Below are 11,997 nucleotides of genomic sequence, written 5' to 3' on the forward strand. Positions count from 1 at the left end.
ACTCGCTAGAAAAGGTCAAATTGTTCGGGGTCGTCGTCGTCCGGCGTCTGCGGGGCGTTCGACCGACCGGTGGTCTTGCCCGGTTTGCGGCCCGGTCGCGACGGCTTGGGGGCTGGGCCGGGCGCCGGTAAGAGGCCCGGCGGCAACCCGCCCAGCAGGTTGGGCAACTGGTTGCCGAGCATCGTGATCAGGACGTTGATCATGGTCTCGTGTCCGAGCTGGCGTTCGATGTCCTTGAAGGTGGACCGTTCCTTGGCGCCGACGCCGGCCGCCTTCAGCACCCCGTCCACCCCGACGACCTCGATGAAGGCGCGCAGGGCGTCGTTCAGGTCGCCCCCCAGCGGGTCGAAGCCCATTCCATCCTCGTCTTCGTCTTCGTCCTCGTCGTCGAACGGGAAGAAGGGGCTGCGGCCGAAGTGCCCGAACGGCGAATACTCCGCCAGGCACTCGCCGATCCGGTGGGCGGTCCGCTGGTCGCCGCTCTCGCGGGCGCGTTCGCCGGCTTCCGCGAGCCGGTCGATTTCGCGTGCGGCTGGATTGCCGCGACGCCCGGCCAGGCCGGCCTCGAAGCGATGCAGCTCGAAGATCGGCACGTCCGGCCAGCGCTTGAGCGCGGCCTCGGCGAAGGCGAGTCGCGCCTGCTCCAGCGCGGCCCGGCGCAGGGTCTCGCAGGCGTTCTCGGACTCCGGCTGGCTGAGCGGCCAGCGGGCGGCGGCGCTCAAGGGTTTTTCAAACAATCGGCGCAGTTCGGGCGCAAGCTCCGCGCCCGCTTCCTCATCCAGGTAGGTGCGCAGCCGACTCAGGACGGCGGTCAGGTCGGCCTGGTCCGCGACCGCGGCCTTGCCCAGGCCGGCGGTCTTGAGCAGTCCGGCGGCCGCGCGCCCGATGGCGGCGCCTTCCAGCGCCAGCGCCAGCGCGGCGGCCATGCCCCCGCCCATGGCCTGGACCTGCGCGCGCAGGACAGACGCCCCGCGGGCGGCGTCGGCCTGCAGCTCGAGCAGCGCGCTCAGCAGGACACGGCGCTCGCGCAGCCGCCCGCCCCGATCCCATGCGGGTTCCCACTCGGCCGCCTGCTCGAGTTCTTTGCTGGCCAGATCAAGGCGACGGGCCTTGAGCTGCTTGCGGGCATGGGCCAGGTGCGACTTGACCAGGCGCTCACGGGCGCCGGTGTTGATCGGGTCCAGGGCCAGGATCTCACGGGCATAACGCGCCGCTTTCTTGTGCGCGTCCGCGGCCAGTGCGACATCCATGGCCGCGGTCAGCAGGCCGACATCCGCGGGGAAGCGCGCGAGGCCAAGGTCCAGCAGGCGGCGGGCGGACTTCAGGTCGGGGCCGCGCAGATAGAAGCGGACCAGACGCTCGTAGCTGTCGCGGTCATCCGGGTCGAACTGGAGGCTGGACTCGACCGCTTCCGCCAGGGACGCGGTCGGCACAAAGGGATCATCGTCGGGTACGAGATGCGGGAGCAGGTCCCGGTGACTGTCGACCCGGCGCAGGACCAAGGCGACCCGCAGGGCGTCATCGGTACCCGGCTCCGGGAGGCGGTCCTTTGTCAGATGCTGCGCGTAGGCATCCCAGGCCTCGAGATCGTTCCCCGAACGCTCGTTCTGCTCGGCACGCCAGGCGGCAATCAGCAGGCGCTCCTCCGCGGACAGTTGCGGCCCGCCGCTGTCTTTGATCCAGCCGGCGCTCTTGGGAAAACCCGCGACCAGCAGGCGCAGCCCCTGACGGCGCGCCCAGGTTTCCCCCAGCAGGGTCCGGTGACGGTGCAGCAGACGCAGCAGGGTTTTGGGTTCGGAGTTCCCGGCGCGCCGCGCCTCCTCCCAGATCGCCTGGCGCTGCTCGCCCCAGCCGGCCAGGGTCATGGCGAAGCGGCGGGTCGCTTCCCCGGCGTCCGCCAGCCGCTCGGTCAAGGTCTGCGGCGGGCCGAGTGCGGATTCGCAGGTACGCCGTAACGGGGCGAACCCGGACGCGTCGTCGACGCGGGCGAGCAGTTCGAGCGCCTCGTGTAACGCCGCGGGGGGCCGCTGCAGCGCCTTGAGAATCTGAGCCAGATCGCGATAGGGGGAGCGGAAGGGGATGGCGGCGAGTGCCGCACCCAACGCGGCGTCATCGCCTGCGCAATAGGCATCCAGGGCTTGGGCCGCGGCCACCCCCTGGACCAGGATCGGATCATCAGCGGCCAGACCCGCGGCCACCTCGGCTTTGCCCGCCAGATGATGGGCGGCCAACTGCGAGCGCAGCGCGGTCAAGGTCGCGGGGTCCAGCCGATCGCCGGCCAGCGCGCCGAGGGCCACCGCCTGACTGATCCGGCCCAGACGCAGCAGCAGCGTCATATAGTCCAGATCCGCGGGGAGTTCCGGTGCGATCTGCGTCCGGTTCTCCCAGACGGTCAGGGCCTCCTTGGTCATCCCCTTGGCCGCCAGTTCCCGCGCCCGCCCGGCGTAGGCGCAGGCCAGTGTCTGCCGCCATTCCGGGCGGTTCTCGATTTTGAGCAGATCCTTGCACGTACTGATGGCCTCGCGGTAACGGCCCGCCGCGATCTGGCCTTGGGCCGCGGTCAGCAAGTCATCGGGCGTCGGCGCTTTGGGCGCCGCTGCGACCTTGTGTGGCTTCTTCATGGGTAATATCGGGGCCGGATCTTGCCCAGCGAGTGTGGTGGCGATGGGAGTTCAGGGTGTCGTTGGTCGATAAAACACGGGCATCGGCGTCTCAGGGGGCGATGATCTGCGCCGTTTCCGACGGACGCAGAAATTCGTTGGGACGGCGCTCGAAGATCGCATCCAGATAGTATACAGCGCCTTCGCGCTCCACTCGCACGGCCTGGACGCCCAGGCTATAGATGCGGGCCTCACGCAGGGCGCCGTTGACGCGCACCTTGACCGCCTGACCCGGCTGAAAACTCCGCAGAACGTTGATCGGGACCAGGGCGCGGGCGAGCATCCGGTCGTCCGGGGCGAACAGGATCAGGGGCTCCTGCTGCAGCGTCTTGTAGATCACGGCCCCGTTCCAGGCATTGCGCGCCACCACGATGCCGTCGAAGGGGGCGCGCAGCTCGGTATGTTCCAGCGCGACGGCGGCGGCGGCCTCGGTCGCGGCGGCGGCTTGCGCCTCGGCGTTCGCCGCCGTCTGGGCGAGCTCCGCGTCCTTGAGTTCCTCGCTGGCGATCAGGCCCCGGTCGAACAGTTCTTTGGCGCGGGCGAGCGCCCGCTCGGCATCCTCGACCTCCACCAGCGAACGGGCGACGCGGGCGCGCGCCTCCAGCACCCGGGCCTGGGCCTCGCGCTGGTCCATGCGCAGGAGCAGGGCGCCCTTGCCGACGTGCTGCCCGGCGCTGACGGCGACCTCCTGCACCAGGCCGTTCTCCAGGACGCGCATTTGCACCTCATGGACCCACTCGAGCCAGCCTTTCAACTCGACGGCGGCCTGAACCTGGGCGATGCCGGCCAGCAGGAGAACACCGAGGGTCAGCCGGGTCAGGCGCCGACCTTCACCTTTTCCTTGACGCACGCCGGATGCCGGCGGCTGTTCGCTGACGGTGCGTAGAAGCGTCATGGTGTTGATCCCGCTGCAGGCCAGACCGGACGACCGGTCAAGGCGTTGAGTTCGGCCCAGGCGAGCGCCCGGCAGTAACCAACCCGGGCCTCCTGCATCCTGGTCATGGTCTGCCGGCTCATGGCGTAGCCCAGGTCGGCCGACACCTCCTGTTCGTAGAGGGTCCGGCTCTCGTCGAGTTTGAGGTCGCGGTAGGCCGCTTCGCTGCGGAGCTTGCGCTCGGCGGCGGCCAAGGCCAGCAGCCGCAGCCGGATCTCCGCGAGTTGATGGTGCAGTTCCAGCCGTTCCAGTTGCTGGTCGGCGGCCGTGTCGGCCGCGGGTTCGCCGACGGCCGCGGCGGCCAGGGTGTCGAGCGGCGGCGGGGCCGCGGGCTGCGGCGGCAGCATGGGCGTCACGAGGTCGCGCGGCAGGGTCTCCGGGCGGCCGAGGGCCTGGGCCAGCAGGGCGCGGGTCCATTGTTGGCCCAGTTCGCCGACGGTGCGCTCCTGCAGGATATCCTCATAGACCGCATCCAGCTCGGACACGCGCAATGGTGAGGTCTGTCCGAGTTCCTCACGTGCCCTGGCGCGGTCGAGTTGAACATAGGCGACCGCCATGGCCTCGCTGGCACTGGAATAGGCCAAGTCCGCGAGCAGGACATCGAAAAAGCGCTCCATGATTTCCAGTCGCTGGGCCGGCACCGGCTCGATCAACGGCGCCGGGGGTCGGCCCCGGGCGGGATCGACGACGCCGAAGGCCAGCGCATGGCAGTCCAGATAGAGCGGATGGCGGCGCGGCAGGCGTGCCGCAACGGATGGGCTCGCCTGGGTGCGCGGATGACTGTCGGCCAGGGCCAGCGCCTGCTCCAGTGAAAGCGGCTCAGGCAGCGGCGGCGCGCCCGCGGCGGTGCCGAGCGCGAGGCAGAGGGTCAGGGCCGGCATCAGGGATCGGCGGGTCATGTCAGCGTGAAAGCAGCGGCGGTCAAGAGGTGGTCGAAGGGTAACGGGTCATGGCCGGTTGACTCAAGCACCACCGACCGACCGCCAGGAGTCCAAGGCTTCAGCCTTGGCGCCCCCCGGACTCCGGCTAACGGCCATGGAAGGAATATCAAGCCACCCCGCAAGATGTAAGTTCCCCGTGGGAGCGGCGTCCCGCCGCGATGCGGTGCTGCGGTGACCGCGAACGCCGCGGCGGCGCGCCCGGCCCCGTCGCGGCGGGACGCCGCTCCCACAGGGTCGCTGCGCGACGTTCACGGTAAAGCCCGTGGCTCCTGCGGCGCGGGCCGTCGCCGGCTCAGGCGGCACACCGGCACCGAGTCGTTGCGAACCTTACGCCGCAGTACGCGATACTTTATGGGCATGCGTATTCGCCGCTACACTTGGTCCCGCCGGTCAAGCCCGGGTGCCTGTTGCCCGCAGTCTGAGCCAAACCCTTATACACCTGACAACTAGGGATCGTCCGCCATGAACCACCCACCCGTGCCCGTCGTTCTTGCCCTGTTCGCCGCCGCGCTGTTCGCGGCGGCCGCAGTCCCGGCAACCCCGGCCGCCGCGCCCGCGCCGGCCCCGACGCTCAGTGCGCCGACACTCGAAGACACCACGTGGTTACTGGCGGCCTATCGCGTCGGCGATGCCCTGGTCGAGGTCACCGCGGGCGCGCCGCCGGCCCGCTTTCAGCTCGCCGGAGGGCGGATCGCGGGCAGCCCCGGCTGCAATCGACTCGGCGGCGGCTACACCCTGGACGGTGATCGTCTCAGCTTCGACGCGAACCTGGCCTCGACCATGATGGCGTGCCCGGAGCCGCTGATGCAGCAGGAGCAGGCGGTTGGTGCGGCCCTGGTGAAGGTCGCGGCGTACCGGCTCGACGGCGAGCTGCTGGAATTCACGGACGCCTCCGGCCAGCCGCTGCTGCGCTTCGTGCGCCTCAAGCCCACGCCGCTGGTTGGCCAGGTCTGGCAACTCCAGGGCTACAATAACGGCAAACAAGCCATCGTCTCGGCGCGCAACGGCACCGAGATCACTCTGGAGTTCCGGGACGACGGCACCCTGGGCGGCTCCGACGGCTGCAACCGCTACATGAGCGGTTACACCCTGGAGGGTGAGACCCTGACCATCGGGCCGGTCGCCACCACCCGCATGGCCTGCAAGGGCCCGCAAGGGGCTGCGGAACAGGCGCGGGCTTACGCGGCGGCCCTGGGCACCGTTCGCGGCTACCGGATCGAGGGCGGCGAGCTGACCCTGCTCGATGGCGAGGGTAAAGCGGCGATCCGGTTGCACGCCGAGGCGCCGGTCGTGGTTCCGGCTTCGGGCCCGACCCAGACTTCGGAGCCGGTGGTGCAGTCGACACCAGCGCAGCCTGAGTAAAGAAGACGATCCATGTCACTCGCTAGCCCTCACCGCGCACTCAAGAGCAAAAGAGTCAACGATCTCTTTTTTCAGTTTTCCTGGCCGCTGCTTCATGCCTGTGTCACCGATCACCAGCAAGAGATGGCACTCGAACTCGCGAAAATGCTGTGGTTCCGTCTGGTGACAGGAACCGATACGGAAGAAACGATTGCCCAAGACCTCAAGATCGTTTTTCCCGACAACCAAGCGTCTATCGCCGCTTTCGGATCATTGTATTTTTTCAAGATGAAGCCGGCATTGAAAGAAAGCACGATCCGGGAGCTAAAGCAGCATTTTGCGCGGCAGGAGAACCTGAAGAACGTCGGTGACGCGAGGCTGGACGATGTATCGGTTATGCGCGCTTAAGACCAGCGAGGCCAGTTTCCTCTCGAAAGAATAAGGGGTTTGATAATGAAAAAATACTGCGCAGTCAGCAGCCAGAATAAATAGACCATCAGCGAGAAGCAAGGAGAGATCAGCGCGTGACCCCCGACCAGTTCATCGACAAGTGGAAGGATGCCACCCTCAAGGAACGCTCGGCCTCTCAGGAGCATTTTCTCGACCTCTGCCGCCTGCTGGACGAACCAACGCCGGCACAGGCCGACCCGTCCGGATCCTGGTACTGCTTCGAAAAGGGCGCCACCAAGGCTGGGGGAGGGGACGGCTGGGCGGACGTGTGGCGCCGCAACTGTTTCGGCTGGGAGTACAAGGGGAAGGGTAAGGACCTGAAGGAAGCCTTCAAGCAGCTTCAGCTTTACACCCCGGCGCTGGAGTACCCGCCGCTCTTGATCGTCTGCGACCTGGATCGGATCGTCATCCACACCGCCTTCACCGGGACGGTGCCGGATGTGCATGTCCTGGCCCTCGACGACCTGCGCGACGCCGGCAAGCGCCGGCTGCTGAAGTGGGCCTTCAGCGAGCCCGAGCGGCTACGGCCAGGCCAGACCACCGCGGCCCTCACCGAAGGTGCGGCCGGAAGTTTCGGCAGTCTCGCGCAGACTTTGCGCGCCCGCGGTCACGACCCCTGGACGGTCGGGCACTTCTGCATCCGGCTGCTGTTCTGCCTGTTCGCCGAGGACATCGAGCTACTGCCCCGGCAGATGTTCACCCGGCTGCTGGATGCCGGACTCAAGGACTCGACGAGCCTCTCCGCGATGCTGGAGGACCTGTTCGGCGCCATGGCGACCGGCGGCCGTATAGGCTTCGAGACGGTGGAGCGGTTCAATGGGGGCTTGTTCGACTCGCGCAATGCGCTGCCTCTGGAACGGGACGACATCAAGACGCTGCGCGCCCTGGCCGGTCTCGACTGGTCGGCTATCGAACCCTTGATCTTCGGGACGCTCTTCGAGCGCGGGCTCGACCCGGACAAGCGCAGCCAGTTGGGCGCCCACTACACCGACCGGGGTTCCATCATGCGGCTGGTAGACCCGGTTGTTCTGGACCCGCTACGCGACGAGTGGACGGCGAAGAAAGCAGAGATCGAGCCCCTGATGGCGAAGGCCGTCGGAGCGAAGTCGCCCTCCGCACGGACCAAGGCCCAGAACGAGGCCCACGGACTGCTACAAGGCTTCCTCGCGCGGCTCGCACACTTCCGGGTCCTGGACCCTGCTTGCGGCTCCGGCAACTTCCTCCTGCTGTCGCTACTGGGGCTCAAAGACCTGGAGCATCAGGTCATCCTGGAGGCCGAGGGCCTTGGGCTCTCCAGGGCTTTCCCGCTGGTCGGCCCGGAGTGCGTGCTCGGGATCGAACTCAATCCCTATGCGGCAGAACTCGCCCGCGTGACCGTGTGGATTGGCGAAATCCAGTGGATGCTGTCCCACGGGTTCTCGCTGTCGAAGAATCCGATCCTCAAGCCCTTGAACACCATCGAGCAGCGCGACGCCATAGTAAACCCGGACGGAACGGAACCTGAATGGCCGAAGGCGGATGTGATCGTGGGTAATCCGCCGTTCTTGGGCGGGAGCAAGAAGCGCGGTGGCTTGGGTGACACTTATTTTGATGCGCTCGACCGGATTTATGCTGGACGCGTGCCGGGCGGGGCGGACCTGGTAACCTATTGGTTCGAGAAGTCGCGCGCCCAGATTGTCGCGGGCAAGGCCGGCGCGGCCGGACTGGTCGCGACGAATTCGATCCGGGGCGGGGCCAACCGAACCGTGCTGGAGCGAATCCAGCGGACTGAAACACTAATCAGTGATGGAGAGTCGCATGACAACGATTACGTTCGATACACTGCAACTGGTGGACAAGCTCAAGGCCGCGGGTTTTCCGCCCGAACAAGCGGAGTCCGTGATTCGGGCGATTGGCGAGGCGCAAGCGGAGCTGGTCACGACCGCCTATCTGGATCATACCCTGGAACGGACGCTCGCCCCCTTGCGGACCGATCTGACCGTGCTGAAATGGATGATGGGGGTTCTGCTGGCGGGGGTGATGTCCCTCATCCTGAAGGGCTTCTTCTAGGTAAACCATTAAGCATTTTCAATGCCTGGTCCGACGAGCCCTGGATCAACGAGGGCGCGGCAGTCCGCGTGTCGATGGTCTGTTTCGGCGCGCCGGAGTACAGGCGGCTGGTGCAGTTGAATGGGGTCGGCACCAGCGCTGTGAATGCGGACCTGACACCGTCGCTTGATGGGGACGGGGCCTCGGACCTTACGCGCGCGAAGGCACTGAAGGAAAACCGCCGGATCGGCTTTCAGGGTACCAAGAAAGGTGCGGCGTTCGACATTTCAAGGGAACTTGCAAAGTCTTGGATGCTTACTCCAAATCCGCACGGAAGATCGAACGCCGATGTTCTCAAACCCTGGATGAATGGCATGGATATCACCCGTCGGCCATCAGATACCTGGATCATTGATTTCGGCGTAGGGATGACGGAAGCCGATGCATCCCTTTACGAGGCGCCTTTCTCATACATTGAACGAGCGGTGAAGCCGGAGCGTCAGAGGAATCGGAACCCATCTTTACGCAGGGTTTGGTGGCAACACGAGCGACCCAGGGAAGACATGATGGCTGTGATGGCGATGATGCCCCGTGTCGCCGCGACACCGCGGGTAGCCAAGCACCGGACCTTTGTTTGGTTGGATGCGCGTATCGTTCCCGATAGCCAGATCATCGTGATCACCAGAGCCGACGACACCACTTTCGGCATCCTGCATTCCCGGGTCCATGAAATCTGGGCGCTTCGCCTATGTACTTGGCTCGGAAAGGGCAACGATCCACGTTACACACCGACCACTACCTTCGAGACCTTCCCCTTTCCCGCGGGCATGACCCCCGCCGACACCGCCGGCCCCACCGAGGCCCTGGACTCCGGTATCGTCCTCCCGCCCGTGGCCCCGCAGCACCGCGCCGCCGCCCTGGCCATTGCCGAGGCCGCCCACCGATTCAACGTCCTGCGCGAGAACTGGCTGAACCCGCCGGAGTGGGTGGATCGGGTCCCGGAGGTCGTCCCCGGCTACCCGGATCGGATCGTCCCCAAGTCCGAGCACGCGGTTGAGTTGAAGAAGCGGACCCTCACCAACCTCTACAACGCGCGTCCGACCTGGCTCGATAACGCGCACCAGGCGCTTGATGCGGCGGTTGCCGCAGCCTATGGGTGGAAGGACTACGGGCCGGAGATGGCTGACGAGGAGATTTTAAGGCGGCTGCTGGCGTTAAATCTGGAGCGATCAAAGGAGACATAAAAATAACCATGCTGACCTCGATGCGGCTGCTGCGGTGAGTACGGGTCTGGTCCTGCTCGACGCCTGGATTGCCGGCATTTTCTACTACGACGCACGTGGGGTCGCGCCGCAACTTGGCGAAGGCTCCCCCCTGGCGCTACGCCGTGAGCCGGGAAACCCGCACGACGGCAACGCGGTCGAGATTCTGACCGAGGCTGGAATTAAGCTCGGCTATGTCCCGCGGCGTATGAATGCCGGGATAGCGCACCGACTGGATGCGGGGTTCGATCTGCGTTGCTGCGTGGTGAGCGTCGATCAGGACGGTGATGGACTGGGTATCCGCTTCACGATCCGCTCACTGACGCCGGGAGATACGCCTGACCCGGCGCCGCCTCCATCGCTTCCACGTTCGCCGCCGCGGATGGTCGGTCCGCCTTACCAGATCAATGCCCTTGGCAATGCCCTGAGCAATGCCCGGCGAGCGTTCTCGAAAGGCGAACGCTTTACTGGCTATCAGCAATTAGACACCGCCTTAAACTGGGCGCTGGACCTCTGGGCGTTGCGTCACCCCGAGCAACTCGAGCGCGGCAGCGGTTGGGTGCAGTTATTCGGGAACTTCATGCAGGGCTGGACCGATCCGCTACCCCGTCGGCTCTGGCTAGTGACACTGGTCTTGGGTGCGCTGGCGGATCCTGCCCCGTCGACCGACACCCTGGTTACCGAGAACGAGTGGCAGCAGATCCTCAGATCGCAGCTCGCGGCCTGGCAGCGGCGTCTGGCCGGGGATCCGGAACTGGACCGCGGGGCCGGGCGCGACCGGTTGGATTGGGCTTTTCTTTCCGAGGTCGAGGCCGTTACCGCCATCTTGAGCGACGATCCGGCGGTCGACGCCCCGCCCCCACGCGCCGAACGCCTGCCGGCCGCGCGCCGCGAACAGGTGTTACGATGTTTATTCAGATGGTTCCGGCTCATGGACGATCATGAGCGCATCGGCATCATCCCGATCAGCCGGATGATGGCGGTACGCGCCTTGAACTGGGATGCTGCGTTGGCCATCGAGCTTCAGGTGAGGGAGCTTCGCCAGGCACTGGATACGCTTCCAAGGACAGTCGCCGAGGAGGTGCGCCGCCGCGAGGATGAGCGGAAATGGCCGGCGTTGTTTCCGACCCCACCGGTCCCTTATGCGGAATTGCGTTGTTTGCTCGAACGCACCATCGACTTGATGCAAACCGAGCCCCGTCCCGCGGCCGAACTATGTGCGTTAGCCGAGCACCTGCGGGGTCTACAACCGCAAAGTCGGCGCCGCAACCGTCGTCGCGTGCGCACCGCCACCGACAACGACCTGTACCTTGCCGAGTGCTTCGCCCGCAATGCTGCCGCACCGAGGCCGGACTTGTACGTGGCGATCCGGCTGCTGACGGTCTGCGTCCCCTACCGACACCTAGACCGCCTTCGGCTCCATGATTTGGAACGGATCGCCGAGGTGCTGTCCCGGCGCTATTTCGGTGTGTCGCACCAGATGCTGCGCAATGCGCTGCCGCCACCGGCCTTCGCACAATCCTGTTCCCCACCTGTCAGTCTCTGGTTGTGGCGCGATAACGGCCCCATCGTCCCCGTCTGGGCCACTCCTGATCTGCTTGCCAGTTCCTGGGCGGACTTCATCCGGTGGGCGACTGGGACCGAAGTCGCCTGGTCCGATCTGCTGAACCGGGAGTCTTATCGACAGGGCCTGCACTTGCGCACTCAGGTGCGGGAGCAGGTTCTGTTGTCGCCCAGGCGGATCGCGCAGCGCATCAGCCTTGTGCTGGATGCCGCAGACTTCGATTTCCTGGCGAGTGCGCAACCGTCACCGCATGTGTGGGGCGCGGCCTGGGAGCAAGCCTATGGGCATCGACCGGCGACGCACTGGTGGTACTACCGCGTCCCGGTTGGATTCCAGGTCGAGATCGTCGCGCTGGCCTAAGGCGTCGAGGCCTCGATCATGATTCCGGCCATTTGGACTCGCCGGGTGCGTAGTCAGGCCATCCTGGCCTGACACCGTCAGGGCTGGAAGCCCTGACTACGCACGCCGCTGGCCGGGGTTACGATCAAGGCCGGCGTCGACGCCGATGCGCCAGGCGGCGCCGAAGGGATTACAATCCTATGCTTCTTCCCCAGATCGCGCCCGAGGCGCCGTACCATGTGTTGGGCCCGCTATCTTTTCGTCGGCGTCGTCATCGGACTCGGTACGCTGAGCATGATCAGCGCCTGCGGTCAGAAAGGTCCGCTGTATCTAGCGGAAAAAGCTCCGGAGAACGCTGCGGCGACACCGTCGGCGCCGGCCACGCAAGCGGTCCCGGCGCCCGGCGCGGATGTCCCCAAGCCGGTCGACCGGGCCGCGGACGCTCCGGGGCAGACATGGCCCCGATAAGACCTTCAGT

The 11,997-nt window shown here is 66.2% G+C and carries 8 protein-coding genes; 5 read left to right on the forward strand and 3 right to left on the reverse strand.

Annotated elements, in window-relative coordinates; all coding sequences use genetic code 11:
- Positions 1-5: 5 nt before the first annotated feature.
- From A39O_RS0124595 to A39O_RS0124605, 3 genes are all read right to left on the reverse strand, one after another.
- Positions 6-2,621, reverse strand: coding sequence for a tetratricopeptide repeat protein (locus tag A39O_RS0124595; protein ID WP_020507320.1), 2,616 nt, complete (start codon positions 2,619-2,621; stop codon positions 6-8).
- A gap of 91 nt (positions 2,622-2,712) precedes the next feature.
- Complete coding sequence (locus tag A39O_RS0124600; RefSeq protein ID WP_020507321.1) at positions 2,713-3,555, reverse strand: efflux RND transporter periplasmic adaptor subunit; 843 nt, start codon at positions 3,553-3,555, stop codon at positions 2,713-2,715.
- Positions 3,552-4,493 carry a TolC family protein gene (locus A39O_RS0124605; protein ID WP_169338489.1) on the reverse strand — a complete coding sequence of 314 codons (942 nt, stop codon included), beginning with the start codon at positions 4,491-4,493 and terminating at the stop codon, positions 3,552-3,554. Before A39O_RS0124605 ends, A39O_RS0124600 begins: the two co-directional genes overlap by 4 nt.
- A 504-nt stretch (positions 4,494-4,997) precedes the next feature.
- Here A39O_RS0124605 and A39O_RS0124610 point away from each other — a divergent pair.
- From A39O_RS0124610 to lptM, 5 genes are all read left to right on the forward strand, one after another.
- On the forward strand, positions 4,998-5,897 hold the full coding sequence (locus tag A39O_RS0124610) for an META domain-containing protein (RefSeq protein WP_020507323.1): 900 nt from the start codon (positions 4,998-5,000) through the stop codon (positions 5,895-5,897).
- Positions 5,898-5,909: 12 nt separating this feature from the next.
- Positions 5,910-6,284: a hypothetical protein gene (locus A39O_RS0124615; RefSeq protein WP_020507324.1), complete on the forward strand. Its 375-nt coding sequence runs from the start codon at positions 5,910-5,912 to the stop codon at positions 6,282-6,284.
- A gap of 116 nt (positions 6,285-6,400) precedes the next feature.
- Positions 6,401-9,598 (forward strand): class I SAM-dependent DNA methyltransferase, encoded by a 3,198-nt coding sequence (locus A39O_RS42320; RefSeq protein ID WP_020507325.1) that lies wholly within the window; start codon positions 6,401-6,403, stop codon positions 9,596-9,598.
- 34 nt (positions 9,599-9,632) lie between these two features.
- Complete coding sequence (locus tag A39O_RS37085) at positions 9,633-11,540, forward strand: HIRAN domain-containing protein (protein ID WP_020507326.1); 1,908 nt, start codon at positions 9,633-9,635, stop codon at positions 11,538-11,540.
- Between the two features lie 216 nt (positions 11,541-11,756).
- A complete protein-coding gene (lptM, locus tag A39O_RS35010) occupies positions 11,757-11,987 on the forward strand; it encodes an LPS translocon maturation chaperone LptM (protein ID WP_020507327.1) in 231 nt (76 codons plus the stop codon).
- The last annotated feature ends 10 nt before the right edge of the window (positions 11,988-11,997 follow it).

This window comes from Lamprocystis purpurea DSM 4197, from assembly GCF_000379525.1.
Classification (GTDB): Bacteria; Pseudomonadota; Gammaproteobacteria; order Chromatiales; family Chromatiaceae; genus Thiodictyon; species Thiodictyon purpureum.